Here is an 18,556-nt window from a genome sequence, read left to right as displayed (position 1 = left end):
CAGGCGGGCGCGGGCCCGCCTCCGACGCGCAGTGGTGTCGCTCGCTTCGCCTCTCGCCGCAACTCTCGGTTCCACCCCCAGCTCCCGCTGTCGGGCGCCGGACGCCGGACGGAGCGTCACGCGCCGGACTCGGCCTGAGATGCGCTCCCGCTGCCGCGACCAGTGGATTCGACCGCCACATCGCAGGCGCGACCTGCGATGCGCTCCGTCCGCCGGACCGGAAGTCGTCCCCTCCCGGACGTTCTGTCGTTCGCTTCCCCCGCGGGACCGGCGGGACCGGCGGGCTCGGCCGTCCCGTCCCGCACGGCCGGTGGTTTCGCTTCCTCCGCCGGACCGGCAGGCCCCGTCGTCAGTGCCCGGACGGAACCTTGTCGAGGAATCCGTGGACCGCGCGGATCCGGCCGTCATCGGCCAGTACCGCGACGTCGAAGCCGATGGCCAGGGGCTCGCCGCCTGCCGGGCCGAGGTGCCAGGTGAAGCGGACCAGGTCGTGGTGGCCGTCGAGGGCGCCGGCGAGGGTGAAGACGAGCCCGGGGAACTCGCCGCGCACGGCTCCGACGACCATGTCGATCGCGTCGCGGCCGGTGACCGCGGCAAGAGGGTCGGTGTAGGTGGCGTCCTCGGTGAAGGCCGCCTCGGCGAGGGACCGCCGGGCGTCCGCGGCGGGCTCGTTCCACACGGCGAGGTAGCGCTCGACGGCGGCGGCGTAGTCGAGGGTGGTTGTGGTCATGGCGGCTCTCCCCTGTCGGGTGTCCCAGGTGCTGGGTTGCGGTCGTTTCCGCTGGTCAGAAAGCTACGGGGGTTCAGGGGAAAGGGAATCGGTCGTGCATAGGTACTGACGGCCGAGCGGTGGGCGGGGCAATCCGTCGCCGGGGGGCCTGGGTAACGTTCCGGTCATGCTGCACGGAAGAGCCGCGGAACGGTCCGCCGTCGAGTCCCTGCTCGCCGACGCACGCGAAGGCGGCATCAGCGGGGTCCTCGTCGTACGCGGGGAGCCCGGCATCGGGAAGACCGAACTCCTCGACCACGCGGTGGCCGGCGCGGCGGCGCAGGGGGTGCCTGTCGTGCGCGCCGCGAGCGCGGAGTTCGAGGCCGAGCTGCCGTACGCCGGGCTGAGCCTCCTCCTGCGCCCCGCGCTCGCGCACATCGGCGCGCTCCCCGAACCGCAGCGCCGCGCGCTCGACGCCGCGCTCGGGTTGGCGTCCGGCGCTGCGCCGGAGCCGATGTTCGTCGGCCTGGCCGTGCTGTCGCTGCTGTCGGAGTACGCGGGCGACGGGCCGCTCCTGTGTGTCGTCGACGACGCGCAGTGGCTCGACCGTGTCTCGTCCGATGCCTTGGTGTTCGCGGCCCGGCGCCTGCATGCCGAGGGCATCGTGATGCTCTTCGGCGCGCGCGACGACGAAGGGGCTTTTCCCGCCCCGGGCTTGACCGAGCTGCGTCTGGCCGGGCTGCCGCCGACAGAGGCCGGGGCCCTGCTCGACGCGCACGCCCCGAACCTCGCACCGTCCGCGCGGTTCCGGGTGCTCGCGGAGGCGCGCGGCAACCCGCTTGCGCTGCTGGAACTGCCCGTCGCGCTCGCCGAGAACGGTGGTTCGACGGTGTTCCGCCCGGGTGCGCTGCCGTTGACCAGCCGCCTGCAACTCGCCTTCCACGGCCAGGTCAGCCGCCTGCCGGAGGCCACCCAGACACTGCTGTTGCTCGCCGCGCTCGACGATTCGGGGGATCTCGGCGTCGTGTTGCGCGCCGGAGCACGACTCGGTGCTGCCGCGCCGGATCTCGAACCGGCGCACGCCGCCGGTCTCGTGCGCCTCAACGCACCCGATGCCACCGATTCCGACGCACACGGGGCGGCGGCACCGGTCTTCCGGCACCCGCTGATCCGGGCCGCCGTCCACCAGCGCGCCCCGCTGGACCGGCGCCTGGCCGCGCATCGGGCGCTCGCCGACGCCCTCGACTCCCCCGACCAGGCCGACCGCCGGGCGTGGCAGCTCGCCGCGGCGGCCTCCGGCCCGGACGACCAGGCGGCGGACGCACTCGAACGCACCGCGGACCGGGCCCGGGAACGCGGCGGCTATGCGGCGGCGGCCCGCGCGTACGAATTCGCCGCCCGCCTGACGACCGACCGGTCCGAACGCGTACGCCGCCTCGCACTCGCCGCGCAGTGGGCGTCCGAGGCCGGAGATCTCGACCAGGCGCGGGAGTTGGCGATTCGCAGCGCATCGGGCGCGGGTGATCCGGAGGTACGCGCGACGCTGGCGCTGGTCCACGGCCTCGCCGACTTCTGGCAGGGCGCGTTCCCGAGCTCGCACAAGACGCTGGTCGGTGGCGCGGACGAAGTCGCGCCCCACTCGCCCGGCCACGCGGCGCGGCTCCTCGTCGAGGCCACACACGCGGCCTGGTACGTCGGTGAACACGAACTCGATGCCACCCTGGCCCGGTTCGCCTCCCTTGACCTGTCCGACCAGGACCCGGTCACGCCGGTTTCGCACTACCTCGTCGACTGCCTGTACCGAGGACCGCGCCGGTTCCCCACACGCCCCGGCACCGGCAGCGAAGCCCGCGCCGATCCTCCGCGGCTCGCCGAAGTAGTGGCCGCGGTACGGGCGGCCGGCGGCGTCGACGCGCGCGTGCTGCAACTCCTGTGCGGCATCGCCCTGACGCAGGGGCATGACACCGACGCCCACGACCTCGCCACCGAACTGGCCGCCGACAGCCGCCGCCAGGGAGGCATCGGACGCCTGCCCACGCTGCTGTTCTACAAAGCGGAAGCGGAGGTGTTCGACAACCGGTACGCGGACGCGCTCGCCACCGCGACCGAAGCCCTCGCGTTCGCCCGGGACACCGGACAGCAGCAATGGGTCAGCCAGTTCCACAGCGTCGTCGCCCTCCTGCGCGCCGTCGAAGGCGAGGAGGCGGCGTGCCGCGAGGCGGCGGACGCGGCGCTCGGCAGCAGTGCCGGCGGCGCCATGGCCCCCGGAACACCCTGGACCTACTGGGCTCTCGGCCTGCTCGACCTGGGCCTCGGCCGTGCCGGCACGGCACTCGCCCGCCTGGAGCAACTGACCCGCGAACCGCTGCGCCACCACATCTGCGCGAGCCGCAGCACGCCCGACTTGGTTGAGGCGGCCGTACGCGTCGGCGAACCCGAGCGCGTCGCCGAGCAGTTCGCGAGGTTCCAGGCCTGGGCGGAATGGGTCCGGCGCCCTTGGGCGGACGCGGTGGTGCTGCGCTGCCGCGCGCTGCTCGCGGCCGGAGGCAGCGGCAACAGCGCCGACAGCAAAGCTGTTTCACCCGACAACGTCGAAGACCTGTGGACGCGTTCCCTCACGCTGCACGACCCGGAGCGCCGTCCGATGGAACGTGCCCGCACCGCTCTGCTGTACGGCGAATGGCTGCGCCGCGGCCGGCGCAAGACCGACGCACGGGAGCATCTGCGGTACGCCTGGGAGGAGTTCACGCGGTTGGGGGCGAAACCGTGGGCGGAACGGGCCCGTTCCGAGCTCGACGCGACCGGAACCGGGACGGCACGGCCGGCGACCGCCTCCCCCACCGGGGCCGCGGCGGTACTGACGCCGCAGGAGCTCCAGATCACCCGGCTCGCCGCGCAGGGTCTGTCCAACCGCGACATCGCCGCCCAGTTGTTCCTGAGCCCGCGCACGGTCGGACACCACCTGTACAAGGCGTATCCGAAGCTCGGCATCGTGTCCCGCAACGAACTCGCCGGGATTCCCGACCTCTTGGGCGCGTGACCGAGCCGCGGTCGGCAACTCCGCAACGCTGCCCGCCGGGACGTAACGAGCGCTCGCTAGACTCCCCGCACCAGGCCCGCCGCGCGGGTGACAGAAATGCGAAAGGCGTGCCATGGCCGAGCCGGTGACGGATCTTCAGCCCGACGGGCACACCGACTGGCGTGCGTACGCACCGATAAAGCTGCCGCCGATCCTGGCCGCCTCGCTCGACGCCTTCGACGAACACGGCTACCACGGAACCACCGTGCGTGACATCGCCCGGCGGGTCGGCGTCACCGTGCCGGCGCTGTATTACCACTACCAGAACAAACAGGCGCTCCTCGTCGAGCTGCTGCTCGGTTCGATGAGGGCGGCTCTGGGCCGGTGCCGCACCGCGGTCGCGGACGCCGGGGACCACCCCGTCGACCGGTTCTCCGCCCTGGTGGAATGCATCGTTCTGTACATGGCCAACCGCGCGCCGCTGGCGTTCCTCGACACCGAGATGCGCAGTCTGGAGCCGGAGAACCGCGCGCAATACATCGCGATGCGCGACGAGTTGGAGGCGCTGGTGCAAACGAGCGTCCGAGAGGCCGTCGAGATGGGCGAGTTCACCGCGCCCTACCCGGTCGACGCGGCCCGCGCGGTCCTGACGATGTCTCAGGCCGTCGCCAACTGGTACCGCCGGGAAGGCCCCCTGACGCCCCAGCAGATCGCGGACCGGTACGTCGTGATCGCCCTCGCCTGCGTCGGCTACCGCTCCGCGCCGCAACCACCCGCCGCCGACTGAGAATTCGCCGCGTTCGCAGCCCCGCAACGCCGCCGAGGCGGACGACGCGTACGCCGCATCGCCCGCCTCGGAAGCCGAACCTGCGTCAGAGCCGTTCGATGACCATGGCGTTGGCCATGCCGCCGCCCTCGCACATGGTCTGCAGGCCCCAACGTCCGCCGGTGGACTCCAGGACGCCGAGCAGCGTCGAGGTCAGCCTGCCTCCCGAGGCGCCGAGCGGATGCCCCAGGGCGATCGCGCCGCCGCGGATGTTGGTCTTGTCCAGGTCGGCACCGGTGTCCTTGGCCCACGCCAGCGGCACCGACGCGAAGGCCTCGTTGACCTCGAACGCGTCGATGTCGTCGATCGTCAGCCCGGCACGCTCCAGCACCTTGTGGGTAGCCGGGATGACGCCGGTCAGCATGATCACGGGGTCGTCGCCGGTGACCGCGAAGGCGTGGAACCGGGCGCGCGGTGTGAGGCCGAGCGCGTTGGCCTTCTCCTCGCTCATGATCAGCACCGCCGAGGCGCCGTCCGTGAGCGGCGACGAATTCCCGGGTGTGATACTCCAGTTGATCTCGGGGTAGCGCGCGCCCATCGCCGCGTCCTCGAACGCCGGCTTGAGCCCGGCCAGGCCCTCGGGTGTCGTGGACGCGCGCACAGTCTCGTCGACGCGGAACTCGACGTTGGTGTCGTCCGTGCCGACGACGTTGATCGGCACGATCTCCCTGTCGAACGCACCGGACGCCGCCGCCTGGGCCGCGAGCCGGTGCGAGCGTGCCGAGAACGCGTCCAGCGCCTCACGGTCGAACTTCCAGCGTGCGGCGATGAGTTCGGCGGAGTAACCCTGAAGGATCAAGCCCTCCGGATACCGCGCGGTCAAGGGCGCGTACGGGTCGCTGCCCTGGGTTGTGGACCCCATCGGCACTCGGCTCATCGACTCCACGCCGGCCGCGATGACGATGTCGTACGCCCCCGCGATGACCCCCTGGGCCGCGAAGTGCGCGGCCTGCTGGCTGGATCCGCACTGGCGGTCGACCGTGGTGCCCGGCACGGACTCGGGAAAACCCGCCGCCAGCACGGCGTTTCGCGCGATGTTGAGGGACTGGTCGCCGCCCTGCGACACACAACCGGTGATGACGTCGTCGACCAGCGCGGGGTCGAGGTCGTTGCGGGCGGCGAGTTGGCGCAGGACATCCCCGAGCAACGCCACGGGATGGGTGCCGGACAGCGCGCCACCGGGCTTGCCCTTGCCGGAGGCGCTGCGTACGGCGTCGACGATCACTGCGGTGGTCATGAAGCGGAGTCTCCCGTCGCGCGACGCTGCCGGACCGCTACACGCCGACTCCGGCCGGGCGGTCCGACGACGAGTTAATGAACGATCGCTAATGTCACCCTATCCGGCGCGCGACGACACGTGTCAAGGCGCCGGACCGACGCACAAGCCGAAAATTCAACCCACAAGTCGGCGAGGATCACACCACAAACATAGCGTCTGCCACTGTTTGTCCCTCTGGACTTCCCGCTTTCGGACGGCGAAGGTCACACGAGCCGCACCACGCACCGCACCACCAACCCCACACCAAGCCACGCCACGTACCTCAGCGACCGGAGCCCACCATGACCCAGGCACCAAGCGCCCCCGGCGCGACCGGCCCGGCCGGCAGCCTCGCCCTCGACGCGACCATGACCATCGACGGCACCGCGCACACCGCCGCCGCCACGCTCGACGTCGTCAACCCGGCCACCGGAGCGGTCTTCGCCCAGGCCCCGGACTGCTCCGCGGAGCAGCTCGACGCCGCCTTCGCGTCCGCGGCACGGGCGTTCGCGACGTGGCGCCGCGACGAGGGCGCCCGGCGCGACATGCTGCGCGCCGCCGCCAAGGCCCTCACCGCCCGCACCGACGACATCGCCCTCCTCCTCACCACCGAACAGGGCAAGCCGCTCGCCGAGGCCGCCGGAGAGGTCCGCAGCGTCGCCGCGTGGCTCACCTACTACGCCGACCTCGACATCCCCCGCGAGGTCATCCGCGACGACAAACGCGGCTTCGCCGAGGTCGTACGCCGCCCGATCGGGCCCGTCGCCGCCATCACGCCGTGGAACTACCCGCTCACACTTGCCTTTTGGAAGCTCGCCCCGGCGCTGCGCGCGGGCAACACCGTCGTGCTCAAGCCGTCGCCTTACACCCCCCTGTCGACCCTGCTCGTCGGCGCGATCCTGCGCGACGTCCTGCCGCCCGGCGTGGTCAACACCGTCAGCGGCGGCGACCGCCTCGGCGCGTGGATGACCGCGCACCCGCTGGCCCGCAAGATCAGCTTCACCGGGTCGGTCGAGACCGGGAAGCGCGTCGCCGCGGCGGCGGCCCCCGACCTCAAGCGCCTGACCCTCGAACTCGGCGGCAACGACGCCGCGATCGTCCTCGACGACGCCGACATCCCGGCGATCGCCGACAAGCTCTTCTGGGGAGCCTTCGCCAACAACGGCCAGGTGTGCTCCGCGGTCAAGCGTGTGTATGTGCCCCGTCCGCTGCACGACGACCTGGTCGACGCACTCGCCGAGCGGGCCGCGAGCGTACGCGTCGGCGACGGCACCGCCGACGGCGTCCGACTCGGCCCGGTCAACAACCGTCCGCAGTTCGAGCGCGTCAGCGACCTCGTCACCGACGCCCTCGCCCACGGCGCGACCGCCGCCGCCGGCGGACACCCGCTCGAACTCGGCGACGGGTGCGGGTACTTCTACGCTCCGACGATCCTCACCGGAGTGGACGAGAACACGCGCGTCGTCGCCGAGGAGCAGTTCGGCCCGGCGCTGCCGGTCCTGTCGTACACCGACCTGGACGACGCCGTCGAGCGCGTCAACGCCGGGCACTTCGGACTCGGCGGATCCGTGTGGTCCGCCGACCCCGGCCGCGCCTGTGACGTCGCGGCCCGCCTCGACGTCGGCACGGCCTGGGTCAACACGCACCTCGCACTCGCCCCCGCGCAGCCGTTCGGCGGCGCGAAGTGGAGCGGCCTCGGGGTCGAGAACGGCCCGTGGGGGCTGTACGGGTTCACCGAGCTCCAGGTGATCCACCGCGCCCGCTGATTCCCGTACGCGAGACCGACGAAGCGCGAACGATCCCGCTACGAAAGGGCTTTCATGCTCCCCTGCGCGCCCCGTGCGGAGCCGTGTGGACCGGGTGCCGGGCCTGGAACTCCAGGCGGAGGTCGGCGTCGGCGGCGAGGTCGGTCAGCAGGTCGTCGAGGGCGGCGAACACCGCCCAGCGCTCCCGGCCCCGGGTGCCGCCCGCCACGAGCCGGCCGACGATCAGGTCGTCGAGCCGGTCGGCCCGGGCGCCCTTCCAGATCTTGTCGGCGAGACAGACCAGGAGGTCTTCAAGGGCCAGCCCGGGTTCGGACCATGTGCCGTGCGTACACGTGAAGCGCGCGAAACGTGCCTCCACGCCGTTGTCGTAGAGGAGTTCGTAGCCGGCGAGCTCGTGCGCGTGGCCCGGGCCGCAGAGTTCGTTCGGGTGCACGGCCTTGCCGATGTCGTGCGTCGCCGCCCCGAAAAGCATCTCTTCGCGGTCGAACTCGACGTCCGGATAATCGCGTTCGACCCATCCGGCGATCCGCCACGCGACGTCGTGCACGAGTCTCAGATGGGCCGCAAGGCGGGGCGGGGCGTCGACCCGGCACAGCAGGTCGACCACCCTGTCGGGAAGTGGGCGAGGGTCCGGGTCCCTGGTGTCCACCAACGCCCGGCGCAACACGTCTGACGCCATCAGCTAACGGTACGTCACCTTGGCGTCCGCTCCGTGACGTGGCTCTCACCGTGCGGTGAACAGCGCCCAAGCCCCCGTCGACCCGTGACCACTAATGACCGCTTACCACCGGTTTGGTCGCTCGCCGACCGATCTCGTTCGCCGTCAAAAGTGCTCTCCGTCACATGCCGTATACGCGCTCCGGCGTGCGCTTTTGCGACTGACGCCGCTGGCGGCCGTTTGTTTCGTCGTTGCGGCGAGCTGAGCATGGGCCTGATATCGATCAGATTCGATCAGAGGAAGACGATCAACCGTTCGCCAAACCGCAACGAACCAGAGCAACAAGCCAGCCAACCGAACACAACAGGCCACCGCACGCCACCCCGCCCCAGCGGACTGGCAAGCTCAAGGCGTGGCGAACGCGACTGACACCCTCGAAGCCCTCGCGGCCGATGCCGTCCGGCTGCTGCCCGCCGAGGACCACGCGGGCACGGGCGCCCGCGTCGTGCTCGGCCTGGCGGGCCCGCCCGCCGCCGGCAAGTCGACCCTGGCCCGCCACCTCGTCCGAGCCGTCCGCGAACGCCTCGGCGACGGCGCGGCGGCGTACGTCCCGCTCGACGGCTTCCACCTGTCCAACGCGCAACTCCTGCGCATCGGAAGGCTCGACCGCAAAGGCGCCCCCGACACCTTCGACGTGTGGGGTTACGCCGCGCTGCTGCACCGACTCGCTGTCGAGACAGACCATGACGTTTTCGTTCCGGATTACGACCGGACCCTGCACGAACCTGTCGCCGCACGCCACGTCGTACCGCCGTCCGCCCAACTGATCGTGACCGAAGGCAACTACCTCGCCGCCGACGCCCCGGGCTGGCGCGAGGCTCGGCGCTTCATCGACGCGCTGTGGTACGTGGACGCCCCCGACGACGTCCGCGAGCTCCGACTGATCGCCCGTCAAAAAGCGGGCGGGGCGGACGACTTCACCGCGCGGACGTGGGTTGCCCGTAGCGACCGCCCCAACGGCACCAGGGTCAAGGCATCCCGCGAACGCTGCGACAGGATCGTGGTGGCACCCAACCTGGCGAGCGGGACCGGGGACTGAGCGATTGGCAAAGTTTTGGTTGGATCGCTCCAGCCGTCGCCGTGCGATGTCACTGTGTCGATATGACTACCGCAGGCGCCCCCCAGCCGTCCACGCCCGGCGGTCCCGCACCGACCGGCACCTCCGCCGCACCGGAACGCGTCCGAATCCCCAACCCCACAGCACCACCGGCCCCCACGACACGCACCGCACGGATCCCCTCACCCGCCCGGCCCGCCGACCCCCCACCGACCTCCTACCTCGTCGTCTCCGGGCACGCCCTCGTGGTCGGCAAGCAGCCCGACGGTGACTCCGTCCGGTTCCGACCTCAAAGCCCCGACATCCTGCGTGAGTTGGCGAACGGCGACCGTATCGAACCCGGCACCGACGGCAGCGTGCAACTGCGGTTGGACGGCATCGACGCACCGGAACTCCACTACGCCGGACACGGCCAGCCCTTCGCCGACCGCTCCCGCGACGTGTTCCTCCGCCTCCTCGGCTTCACCGAAGTCGCCTACGCCGCAAACCACATGACCGTCACGGCGGCAACACCGGCGACGATCCCCGCGGTCATCGTCGCCCGCATGGCCGAAGCACACGGCCGGCCCGTCGCCTACCTGTTCACCGGCAACGCGGCCGACGAACTGCGCGCCCACGACGGCAAGCGCATCGACGTCGACGCCGCCCGACTCGCCCCCAGCGCCAACCTGCAACTCCTCGCGTCGGGCGACGTGTACCCGCTGCTCTACACGTCGACCGCCCCCGACCTGCGCGCCGCCGTCATCGCGGCGGCGTCGCAGGCACGCGGGGCGAAACTGGGCGTGTACGCCGCCGACGCAACAGCACGCTTCAGCGTCGTCGACCACCAATCCGTCGGTCCCGGTGGGGACTTGATCTTCCCCAAGATCTTCCGCCGCGTCACCGACTGGCTCCGCGAGACCAAGGACGAGACCAAGCGCGAGGCCCAATCCGCGAACGGCAGCGAGAACCAGAACCGGATCGGTGACACGAACTCCCGTGCGAGCGCCGCACGAACCAAGTTGCCGGCCTGGTTGCGCGCCGACCCCGACCGCAACGACCGCGTCCACGTCGCCGACGCGAAGCGCACACGCTCACTCCACACGCTGCTCAAGCAGTCCGGCAACACCGTCACGATGGAGGTCGACCCGCTGTCCTTGGTCTTCGTCGAGCGCTGAGGCCTGCGGGCCGGGCACGTCGGCCAACGTGTGCGGAAGCCCGGTCCGACGAGGGTGTGGCGTGCGTTCGATAACGAGGAGCGCATCGGCCTTCCGCGGCTCCGGACCGGGCAACCCGGGCGGATCCGACGGGCGCGCCGGCCCGGACGGATCCGGCGGGTCCTGGGCCCGGAGCCTGGCGGATCCGTGGATCCGCACCAGCAACCCAAGCCGGTCCGACAGATCCGGCGGTTCGACGGCCCCTGAGCCTGGCCCCGGGTGCATCCCGCGCACGTGGCGAATGACCGACCGGCTCCGGGATCACGCGGGATCCCGGTGGTCGGTCACAGCCTCCCCGCCCCCGTCTGGCCCTCCGGCGCACCCCCCAGTACGGTGCGCATGGCCGTATTCGCATGGTCTTGTCCGCGGGAGGCGAGGAGTCCGATGTACCCCGGAACGTACGCCCGTACGACGCCCGACAAGCCCGCCGTCATCATGGCCGGCTCGGGCGCCACCCGTACCTACCGCGAACTGGACGAGAACTCCGCCCGGCTGGCCCACCTGCTGCACGACGCCGGGCTGCGCCGAGGCGACGCGATCGCACTGTTGTCCGACAACGACGTCCACTGTTTCGAGGTGTACTGGGCCGCGCTGCGGTCGGGGCTCTACATCACCGCGGTGAACAACCACCTGTCGCGCGACGAGGTCGCGTACATCGTGAACGACTGCGGGGCACGCGTCGTGCTCGCCTCGGCTGCCGTCGGGCCGCTGGCCGAAAGCGTCGTCGCGCTGACTCCGGACGTCGAGACACGGCTCGCGTTCAACGGGCCGGTGGCCGGGCACGGCGACTACGCCGAGGCCGTCAAGCGGTTCCCCGTCACCGCCCCGGAGCACCAGCCCAACGGCGCGGACATGCTCTACTCGTCCGGAACCACCGGGCGCCCCAAGGGTGTTCGCCGAGCCCTGGCCGACCGCAGCGTCGACGAACCCGGCGAGCAGATCGTCAACGTCTTCGCCGAGCCGTACGACTTCGGCCCCGACACCGTCTACCTCTCCCCCGCGCCCTTCTACCACGCCGCGCCGCTGCGCTTCCTCAGCCTCGTGCACCGCACCGGGGGAACCGCGGTGGTCATGGAGCGCTTCGACGCCGAGGCGGCACTCGCCGCGATCGAACGACACCGCGTCACACACACCCAGTGGGTGCCCACGATGTTCGTCCGCGCCCTGAAGCTACCGCCCGAGGTGCGCACGCGGTACGACCTGTCCTCGCTGCGCGTCGCCATCCACGGCGCCGCCCCCTGCCCCGTCGACGTCAAGCGCGCGATGATCGACTGGTGGGGCCCGATCCTGTACGAGTACTACTCGGCGACCGAGGCCAACGGCACGACGATGATCGACACTGCCCAGTGGCTCGCCAAGCCGGGTTCGGTCGGCCGCGCCGTGCTCGGCGTGATCCGCGTGTGCGGCGACGACGGCTCCGAGCTCCCGACGGACAGCATCGGCACGATCTACTTCGAGCGCGACGAACCGCCGTTCGCCTACCACCGCGATCCCGAGCGGACCCGCGAGGCGCAGCATCCGGACCACCCGGCATGGACCACGACCGGCGATGTCGGCTACCTCGACGCGGACGGCTACCTGCATCTCACCGACCGCAAGGCGTTCATGATCATCTCGGGCGGGGTCAACATCTATCCGCAGGAGGTCGAGAACGCGCTGGCCCTGCACCCCAAGGTCAACGACGTCGCGGTCATCGGCGTGCCCGACGACGATCTCGGCGAACAGGTCAAGGCGGTCGTGCAGCCCGCCCCCGGCGTCGCGGCGGGTCCCGAACTCGAAAGGGAGCTCATCGACTTCGTCCGGTCACGGATCGCGCACTACAAGGCGCCGCGCAGCGTCGACTTCGTCGCCCAGTTGCCGCGCACCCCGACCGGGAAACTGGTCAAGCGGCTTGTGAAAGCCAATTACGAGGCCTGACAGGGCGTCACGCCGGTCGATGTCCGCGTCGCCGGGGTCGTCGGGCCCCTCGACGGGTGCCGTCATACAACCGACGATGCCGCGTACGACCAGTCCGCGTCGGCCGGCAACGGGACGGACACGCGTGCCCGGGTGACCTCCGTACACCCGGTCGCCGCCCCGGTCGGGGGCATCAGGGCTGGTGGTGGCGGTTGTAGTACCGCTGGGCCTTGGCCCGGTTGCCGCAGCCGGCCATCGAACACCATCGGCGGGTGCCGTTCTTGGACACGTCGAAGAAGTGCAGAACACACGCGTCGTTCGCGCACGAACGGACCCGCTCTGGGCGACTGCTCATCAGCCACAGCCAGTTCTCGGCCGCGTGCCAGGCAGGCAACCAGGACGGCGAGTCGACCTCCACGACCGAACGCGGCTGCCCGCCCGCGTCCAGTTCCCGCCGCAGGCGACCGTGTGCCAACACGTCATTGAGAGCCTGAACGTCGTCGGCACCCGGATCGCCCACATTTGCCACGAGAGCATCGAGCGCGGTACGTGCCCGGAGCAGATGGGTGAGGGTGTCGCGGTCGGCGAGCCCGGAATCGGCGCCGACGACAGCGCGCACATCCGGGCTGCCCAGCCATACGGCGAGCCCGTCCACGGTCTCCAACAGATCGTGGCGCCCCGCGGCGTCGATCCACCGGGTGTTCAGCAGATCGAGCGCGAGCGGCTCGCCGATGAGCGGCCGGGGGTCGGACTCGGTGGCCGTCGACACGTACGGGCCCTTTCGACTGGGAGCGGATTCGGACGCGGAGCGGAGCGTGGCCGGACCGGTCGGCCCCAGTCTAACCGGCCAAGCACGCGTCGGCGGTTGACGATCCTCTTGACTAACCATTAACGTCATCTTCAACGGTTAAGAGATCGGCTCGCGACCACCTCCGAAGGCATGGGATGAAGATGAGCAAGGCCAAGAACCTCCAGACCGGGCACGTTGGGCTCAATGTCACCGACCTCGATCGCTCATTGGCTTTCTACCGAGCGGTCTTCGACTTCGAGGTCCTCGCCGAAGGCAAGGAGGAGGAACGACGCTGGGCCTTCCTCGGCCGAGACTCCCGGCTGCTCGTCGCCCTGTGGCAGCAGAGCCAGGGCGTCTTCGCGGCAGACCGGCCCGGCCTGCACCACCTCTCGTTCCAGGTCGACACGGTCGAGGAGGTTCGCGCCACGGAAGCGGTCCTTCGCGATCTGGGCGCCCGATTCACCTACGACGGCGTGGTCCCGCACGGCGAGAACGGCACCTCGGGCGGCATCTTCTTCGCGGATCCGGACGGCACACGCCTGGAGATCTACGCGCCCACCGGGGCCGACCCGTCCGACGCCCCGGTCGCCGGTGCGCCCACCTGCGGCTTCTTCTAAAAGAAAAGGAAGGTCATGGCCGGCTACCACAGTGGTGAGAGCGCCGTTCAGAGACAGGCCGGCCTGCTGCGGCAGGCGGCGTTCTCCCTCGGCGGCATTCACGACAGCATCCCCGATGTCGCGGCGGCGTTTCTCGCCGAACAGCCCATGATCGTGCTGGGAGGCGCGGACGCCCGCGACCGGATGTGGGCCACGCAACTGGTCGGGCAGCCGGGGTTTCTCGGGGTGCCCGACCCCCGCACCCTCGTCATCGAGGCGCTGCCGGAAACCGACGACCCCCTCCACGAGCTCCTCACCGACACCGGTCCCGGAGGGCTGCCGGCCAGGGTCGGAATGATCGCCATCGAACCGGCCACCCGTCGCCGGATGCGGATCAACGGCCGGGTCGTCCGGGAACGAAGGCAACTGCGGGTCGCAGTCGACCAAGTGATCGCCAACTGCCCCAAGTACATACAGAAACGGGAGCGCGTCGTCCCGGAGGATCGGCCGAAGGGCAGCGGGCCGCGGGTGGTCACCGAGGACACCGAGCTCAACCCGGACCAGCAGCGCGCGATCGGTGCGGCGGACACCTTCTTCATCGCCACCGCCTCCGGCGACGGCGACGCGGATGCCTCACACCGGGGCGGCAACCCGGGTTTCGTTCGGGTCCTGTCCCCCACCTTGCTGCGCTGGCCCGACTACACCGGCAACGCCATGTTCCTCACCCTCGGCAACCTCGTGCAGAATCCCGCCGCCGGGATCCTCGTCCCGGACTGGGACACGGGCACCGCACTGCACCTCACCGGGACGGCCCGGACGGTCTGGGACACCGACGAGACAGCGCAAGTGCCCGGCGCCCAAAGGCTCGTCGAGTTCACGGTCGCGGCCGTCCGGGAGATCACCGCGGCCTGTGACCTGCGCTGGAGCGGTCCCGCCTTCTCACGCTTCAACCCACCGGTGGGATGACACCCGCGCCGGGAAAGCACCCGAGACCAACGGATGGAGTCATCATGCGGATCACCGTGGACATGAACCTCTGCGAGAGCCACGGGCAATGTGTCTTCGCCGCGCCCGAGGTCTTCTCCTTCGACGACGAACAGCTTTATCACGAGCCGGCGGTCGACGATGCCCTGCGCGACCGCGTCGTCAGCGCGGCTGCCGCCTGCCCGGCACGAGCCATCGCCCTGTCACCCGGCAACACCCTCACGTGACACGTGGCGAGAGGGGCCGGCTTGGGCAATGGCTCGGCAGCCAGGCCACGGCTTTGTGGAACGTCGTCGGCACGCGCCCCGACCTTCACACCGATTCGGGACGGAAGAGGTCGTGGTCGGCGAGCAGTTTCTCCAGGCGCGCCTGGTCGACGCGGCTGACCATGCTCTCGGTCTCCTGCCGGTCGCGGATCACCTTGGCGAGCGTGAACGACGACGTGACCAGGAACAACGCACCGAGGGCGAAGAACGCGCGGATCCACGCGGAAACCGGCAGGTAGGCGATGCCGATTCCCATGGCCGTCATGGCGACGACGAAGGAGATCCAGGCCTGCATGTGGAACATCGCGGTGTTGTTGGGCTTCAAAGGCGTTGTCATGCAAGCATCGTGACGCCGCGTCAACCGGAATGCCTGAGTACGTCTACTCAGGTTATTCTGGTCCGTCGTACGACGTACCTCGGGTACGGGCCCGTCCAACTGGGAGCGACCTTGAGTGTGACCCCCGTCGACACGTGTCCCCAGTGCGCGGCCCAGCTTGTCCGGCCCAACCAGTACGGCACCTTCAAGTGCCACGTCTGCGGCCACACTTGGCGGGTTCGCCCCGACTCGGTGAACAACTGCCCCGGCTGCGGCGGAGTCGGCGGAAAGAGGCAGGGCGCCGACAACGTCTGGACGCTGTGCCTCGGCTGCGAGGGCCGGGGTGTGCTGCCCACGGAGGCCCGGCGGGTGTCCGATGACAGCAAGTGCCCCAAGAACAACAACGGTCCGCACAGCATGAAGCGTGAGGACTACCTGACGTACAAGTGGAAGTGCACGTTGTGCGGGCACCGCAGGTGACACCCGCCGGGGTCGGTCACCGTGCGGCTACGCGCTGTCCGAGGTGAGGATCTCGGCCTCGTCGCCGCGCGGCAGCACACGCGGCTCGATGGTCATGAGGCGTTCCATGCGCTCGCGCGTTTCGTCGTCGCGCGGCGTGTAGACCGTGATGCGGGGGCTGCCCGCATCGGCCATGGTCAGATGGATCACCTCGACGTTGAGGACGCCGACCTGGGCGTGTCGAAGGACCTTCAGCTGCCCGCCGAGCCGGGCGACATCCTGGGTTTGCCACAGCTCGCGGAACTCCGGTGACACCGCGCGCACCCGGCCGATCAGCGACTCCCACTCCGGGTCCCCGGCGTCGGCGGCCGACGCCGAACGCAGCTTGGCCACCATGGTCTTCGCGGTGGACGGCCAGTCCTCCGCCATGCGGCGCCACTCGGGGTCGGTGAAGTACATCCACGGCAGGTTGCGGTCGGACGGCGGCAGGCTCATGTAGTCGCCGATCAGCGCGTGGTGCGCGCGGTTGCCGGCGAGGAACTGCCAGCGCGGCCCGACGACGACGGCCGGGATCGGATTCAACCGGTCGAGCACCACGCGTACCGCCGGCCCGATCTCCGGTGCGGCGACCGGGTGTTCGGGGTCGGGAAGGTTCGCGAGCGTGAACACGTGCGCACGCTCCGTGTCGTTCATGCCGAGCACGCGGACGACGGACAGCAGCACCTGCGCCGAGGCGTTCACCGAGCGGCCTTGTTCGAGCCACGTGTACCAGGTGATGCCGATCCCGGCGAGCAGCGCGACTTCCTCGCGGCGCAGCCCCGGTGTGCGGCGGCGCGACCCGGGCGGCAGGCCGACCATCTCCGGGGTGGTGCGTTCCCGGCGTGAACGGATGAACTCTCCCAACGCGCGGCGTCGTTCGGCTGTCTGGGCGCGCGAGAGCCGGACCCGCGCGACGGGCGCGGCGTCGAGGAGGGCCGCGCCGAGGTCGGGTTCGCTCGTCATACCGCTTCCTCCGTGCCGTGCTTCCGTGCTTGTTCCCGCGTCCGTGCCTCGCCTGGCGGGGCCGGCCAGGGTGCGGGATCCTCGCGTCCATCCTCCCCCGCCCCGCCCACCGTAGCCAGGTTCTGCCAATACCGGCATCAGCAGGCACTCTGTACCGGTGTCACGGTCGGCCGATGCTGATGGCCATGGCAAACCCCACAGTCACCGCCGCCGGACCGGCGGCACCTCCCACCCCGGCATCCGGAGGCCGCGACACGGCCCGCTGGTGGCGGGCCCTCCCTGTACTCCTGCTCGGCGCGTTCCTGCCCGTCCTGGACGCGTTCATCGTCAACGTCGCGCTCGCCGACCTGGGCGCGGACCTGTCCGCGAGTGAAGGGCAGCTCGAACTCACCGTCTCCGGCTACGGCGTCGCGTACGCGTGCACCCTGGTCATGGGCGGGCGGCTCGGCGACCGCTACGGACGCCGCAAACTGTTCCTGATCGGGCTGGCCTCGTTCACCGTGATGTCCGCCGCGTGCGGTCTCGCGCCGAACGTCGCCACGCTGATCGCCTTCCGGGTGCTCCAAGGCCTCACCGCGGCCATGCTGTTCCCGCAGGTCCTGGCCGCGATCCAGTCCGGCCTCGAGGGCGCGGACCGGCAGAAGGCGGTCGGCATCTTCGGTCTCGTGGTCGGTTCGGCGGGGGCGATCGGCCAGATTCTGGGCGGCGCGCTGCTGTCCGCCGACCTCTTCGGGCTCGGCTGGCGGCCGATCTTCCTGGTCAACGTGCCGATCGGCATCATCGCGCTGGTGCTGGCGACGCGGATCGTCCCCGAGACGCGCGCACCGGTCGCCTCGTCGATCGACGTGCGCGGCGCCGTCGCGCTGGCCGCGACGATCGCCCTGCTGCTGGTGCCGCTCACGCTCGGCCGCGCGCAGGACTGGCCGGTGTGGACATGGGTGTGCCTGGCCGCGGTGGCGCCTGCCGCGATCGGGTTCGCGGTCTCGCAGTCGCGTATGGAACGTGCGGGCGGGACTCCGCTGCTGCCGCCGTCCCTCATCCGGCTGCCGACCGCGCGGCTGGCGCTCGGGACGATGCTGGTGTTCCCCGTCGCCGTCGGCGGGTTCATGTTCTCTCTCGCGATCGTGCTCCAGGTCGGGCACGGCTACTCGCCGATCCGGTCGGGCCTGGCGATGGCGGTGGCCGCGGGCGGGTTCTTGGGCATGGCGCTGTTCTCGGCCCGTCTGGTGGCCCGGTTCGGGAGCGCGGTTCCGGCGGTCGGCGCGGTGATCTTCGCGGCCGGTGTGGCGTCGCTGGGCGCGGTCGCGGCGGCGGCCGGGGCGTCGCTGCCGTTCGGTGTCATCGTGGTGCCGCTGCTCGTGCTCGGCATCGGCTGGGGGCTGGTGCTCGTCCCGCTGATGGGTATGACGCTCGCCGCGCTGCCGGTCGACCGGGCGGGTCTGGCCGGGGGTGTCCTGACGACCGCGCTCCAGGTCGGGCTGGCCGCCGGAGCCTCGATCATGGGTTCGATCCTGTTCGGCGTCGTCGGCGACCACCCGAGCTCGGACGGCTGGCGCGACGGCACGGTCGCCGTCACCGCGGTCCTGTGCGGTCTCGCGCTGCTGACCGCCGTGGTGTGTGCACGCCTGCACCGCACGATCGCCCGCACGTGACCCCGTCGCCGCGGCAGAACACGAACGGCAGGACGAAAACGCGGGG

At 70.8% G+C, this 18,556-nt stretch carries 17 protein-coding genes; 11 read left to right on the top strand and 6 right to left on the bottom strand.

Going from position 1 to position 18,556, the window contains the following annotated elements; all coding sequences use genetic code 11:
* Positions 1–349: 349 nt before the first annotated feature.
* Positions 350–730, bottom strand: a complete 381-nt coding sequence (locus ACRX5W_RS16295; protein WP_436788855.1) for a nuclear transport factor 2 family protein — start codon at positions 728–730, stop codon at positions 350–352.
* 166 nt (positions 731–896) lie between these two features.
* Here ACRX5W_RS16295 and ACRX5W_RS16290 point away from each other — a divergent pair, with 166 nt between their 5' ends.
* Positions 897–3,749, top strand: coding sequence for an AAA family ATPase (locus tag ACRX5W_RS16290; RefSeq protein WP_436788854.1), 2,853 nt, complete (start codon positions 897–899; stop codon positions 3,747–3,749).
* A gap of 112 nt (positions 3,750–3,861) precedes the next feature.
* The gene (locus tag ACRX5W_RS16285) at positions 3,862–4,515 is read left to right on the top strand and encodes a TetR/AcrR family transcriptional regulator (protein ID WP_436788853.1); all 654 of its coding nucleotides are present in this window, start codon (positions 3,862–3,864) and stop codon (positions 4,513–4,515) included.
* Between the two features lie 85 nt (positions 4,516–4,600).
* Here the strand turns inward: ACRX5W_RS16285 and ACRX5W_RS16280 are convergent, their stop codons facing one another.
* A complete protein-coding gene (locus ACRX5W_RS16280) occupies positions 4,601–5,791 on the bottom strand; it encodes a thiolase family protein (protein ID WP_436788852.1) in 1,191 nt (396 codons plus the stop codon).
* Positions 5,792–6,180: 389 nt separating this feature from the next.
* On the opposite strand from ACRX5W_RS16280, the gene ACRX5W_RS16275 reads away from it, so the two are divergent.
* On the top strand, positions 6,181–7,578 hold the full coding sequence (locus ACRX5W_RS16275; RefSeq protein ID WP_436788921.1) for an aldehyde dehydrogenase family protein: 1,398 nt from the start codon (positions 6,181–6,183) through the stop codon (positions 7,576–7,578).
* 52 nt (positions 7,579–7,630) lie between these two features.
* On the opposite strand, the gene ACRX5W_RS16270 is transcribed toward ACRX5W_RS16275, so the two are convergent.
* The gene (locus tag ACRX5W_RS16270; protein WP_436788851.1) at positions 7,631–8,257 is read right to left on the bottom strand and encodes an HD domain-containing protein; all 627 of its coding nucleotides are present in this window, start codon (positions 8,255–8,257) and stop codon (positions 7,631–7,633) included.
* 391 nt (positions 8,258–8,648) lie between these two features.
* On the opposite strand from ACRX5W_RS16270, the gene ACRX5W_RS16265 reads away from it, so the two are divergent.
* From ACRX5W_RS16265 to ACRX5W_RS16255, 3 genes are all read left to right on the top strand, one after another.
* Positions 8,649–9,335, top strand: coding sequence for a nucleoside/nucleotide kinase family protein (locus ACRX5W_RS16265; RefSeq protein WP_436788850.1), 687 nt, complete (start codon positions 8,649–8,651; stop codon positions 9,333–9,335).
* Positions 9,336–9,397: 62 nt separating this feature from the next.
* Positions 9,398–10,510, top strand: coding sequence for a hypothetical protein (locus ACRX5W_RS16260; RefSeq protein WP_436788849.1), 1,113 nt, complete (start codon positions 9,398–9,400; stop codon positions 10,508–10,510).
* A gap of 423 nt (positions 10,511–10,933) precedes the next feature.
* The gene (locus tag ACRX5W_RS16255; RefSeq protein WP_436788848.1) at positions 10,934–12,466 is read left to right on the top strand and encodes an acyl-CoA synthetase; all 1,533 of its coding nucleotides are present in this window, start codon (positions 10,934–10,936) and stop codon (positions 12,464–12,466) included.
* A 172-nt stretch (positions 12,467–12,638) separates the two neighbouring features.
* On the opposite strand, the gene ACRX5W_RS16250 is transcribed toward ACRX5W_RS16255, so the two are convergent.
* Positions 12,639–13,214, bottom strand: a complete 576-nt coding sequence (locus tag ACRX5W_RS16250; RefSeq protein ID WP_436788847.1) for a CGNR zinc finger domain-containing protein — start codon at positions 13,212–13,214, stop codon at positions 12,639–12,641.
* Between the two features lie 182 nt (positions 13,215–13,396).
* Here ACRX5W_RS16250 and ACRX5W_RS16245 point away from each other — a divergent pair, with 182 nt between their 5' ends.
* Genes ACRX5W_RS16245 through ACRX5W_RS16235 form a run of 3 tightly spaced genes read left to right on the top strand, consistent with a single transcriptional unit; the run spans position 13,397 to position 15,042 of the window.
* The gene (locus tag ACRX5W_RS16245; protein ID WP_436788846.1) at positions 13,397–13,852 is read left to right on the top strand and encodes a VOC family protein; all 456 of its coding nucleotides are present in this window, start codon (positions 13,397–13,399) and stop codon (positions 13,850–13,852) included.
* A 15-nt stretch (positions 13,853–13,867) separates the two neighbouring features.
* Positions 13,868–14,797: a pyridoxamine 5'-phosphate oxidase family protein gene (locus ACRX5W_RS16240; RefSeq protein WP_436788845.1), complete on the top strand. Its 930-nt coding sequence runs from the start codon at positions 13,868–13,870 to the stop codon at positions 14,795–14,797.
* A gap of 44 nt (positions 14,798–14,841) precedes the next feature.
* Positions 14,842–15,042 carry a ferredoxin gene (locus ACRX5W_RS16235; RefSeq protein WP_436788844.1) on the top strand — a complete coding sequence of 67 codons (201 nt, stop codon included), beginning with the start codon at positions 14,842–14,844 and terminating at the stop codon, positions 15,040–15,042.
* A gap of 85 nt (positions 15,043–15,127) precedes the next feature.
* On the opposite strand, the gene ACRX5W_RS16230 is transcribed toward ACRX5W_RS16235, so the two are convergent.
* Positions 15,128–15,418: a YiaA/YiaB family inner membrane protein gene (locus ACRX5W_RS16230; protein ID WP_436788843.1), complete on the bottom strand. Its 291-nt coding sequence runs from the start codon at positions 15,416–15,418 to the stop codon at positions 15,128–15,130.
* A gap of 111 nt (positions 15,419–15,529) precedes the next feature.
* On the opposite strand from ACRX5W_RS16230, the gene ACRX5W_RS16225 reads away from it, so the two are divergent.
* On the top strand, positions 15,530–15,877 hold the full coding sequence (locus ACRX5W_RS16225) for a hypothetical protein (protein WP_436788842.1): 348 nt from the start codon (positions 15,530–15,532) through the stop codon (positions 15,875–15,877).
* A gap of 27 nt (positions 15,878–15,904) precedes the next feature.
* Here ACRX5W_RS16225 and ACRX5W_RS16220 read toward each other — a convergent pair whose 3' ends face one another.
* Positions 15,905–16,858 carry a helix-turn-helix transcriptional regulator gene (locus tag ACRX5W_RS16220; protein WP_436788841.1) on the bottom strand — a complete coding sequence of 318 codons (954 nt, stop codon included), beginning with the start codon at positions 16,856–16,858 and terminating at the stop codon, positions 15,905–15,907.
* Between the two features lie 185 nt (positions 16,859–17,043).
* On the opposite strand from ACRX5W_RS16220, the gene ACRX5W_RS16215 reads away from it, so the two are divergent.
* Positions 17,044–18,510: an MFS transporter gene (locus ACRX5W_RS16215; RefSeq protein WP_436788840.1), complete on the top strand. Its 1,467-nt coding sequence runs from the start codon at positions 17,044–17,046 to the stop codon at positions 18,508–18,510.
* Positions 18,511–18,556 lie beyond the last annotated feature (46 nt).

The sequence above is a fragment of the Yinghuangia sp. YIM S10712 genome, from assembly GCF_051388935.1.
Lineage (GTDB): Bacteria > Actinomycetota > Actinomycetes > Streptomycetales > Streptomycetaceae > Yinghuangia.
This window is presented reverse-complemented; position numbering and strand designations above follow the sequence as displayed.

Coding starts and splice junctions, on each gene's coding strand:
- ACRX5W_RS16295 (WP_436788855.1), bottom strand. CDS start 730: ATGACCACAACCACCCTCGACTACGCCGCCGCCGTCGAGCGCTACCTC.
- ACRX5W_RS16290 (WP_436788854.1), top strand. CDS start 897: ATGCTGCACGGAAGAGCCGCGGAACGGTCCGCCGTCGAGTCCCTGCTC.
- ACRX5W_RS16285 (WP_436788853.1), top strand. CDS start 3,862: ATGGCCGAGCCGGTGACGGATCTTCAGCCCGACGGGCACACCGACTGG.
- ACRX5W_RS16280 (WP_436788852.1), bottom strand. CDS start 5,791: ATGACCACCGCAGTGATCGTCGACGCCGTACGCAGCGCCTCCGGCAAG.
- ACRX5W_RS16275 (WP_436788921.1), top strand. CDS start 6,181: ATGACCATCGACGGCACCGCGCACACCGCCGCCGCCACGCTCGACGTC.
- ACRX5W_RS16270 (WP_436788851.1), bottom strand. CDS start 8,257: ATGGCGTCAGACGTGTTGCGCCGGGCGTTGGTGGACACCAGGGACCCG.
- ACRX5W_RS16260 (WP_436788849.1), top strand. CDS start 9,398: ATGACTACCGCAGGCGCCCCCCAGCCGTCCACGCCCGGCGGTCCCGCA.
- ACRX5W_RS16255 (WP_436788848.1), top strand. CDS start 10,934: ATGTACCCCGGAACGTACGCCCGTACGACGCCCGACAAGCCCGCCGTC.
- ACRX5W_RS16245 (WP_436788846.1), top strand. CDS start 13,397: ATGAGCAAGGCCAAGAACCTCCAGACCGGGCACGTTGGGCTCAATGTC.
- ACRX5W_RS16240 (WP_436788845.1), top strand. CDS start 13,868: ATGGCCGGCTACCACAGTGGTGAGAGCGCCGTTCAGAGACAGGCCGGC.
- ACRX5W_RS16235 (WP_436788844.1), top strand. CDS start 14,842: ATGCGGATCACCGTGGACATGAACCTCTGCGAGAGCCACGGGCAATGT.
- ACRX5W_RS16230 (WP_436788843.1), bottom strand. CDS start 15,418: ATGACAACGCCTTTGAAGCCCAACAACACCGCGATGTTCCACATGCAG.
- ACRX5W_RS16220 (WP_436788841.1), bottom strand. CDS start 16,858: ATGACGAGCGAACCCGACCTCGGCGCGGCCCTCCTCGACGCCGCGCCC.
- ACRX5W_RS16215 (WP_436788840.1), top strand. CDS start 17,044: ATGGCAAACCCCACAGTCACCGCCGCCGGACCGGCGGCACCTCCCACC.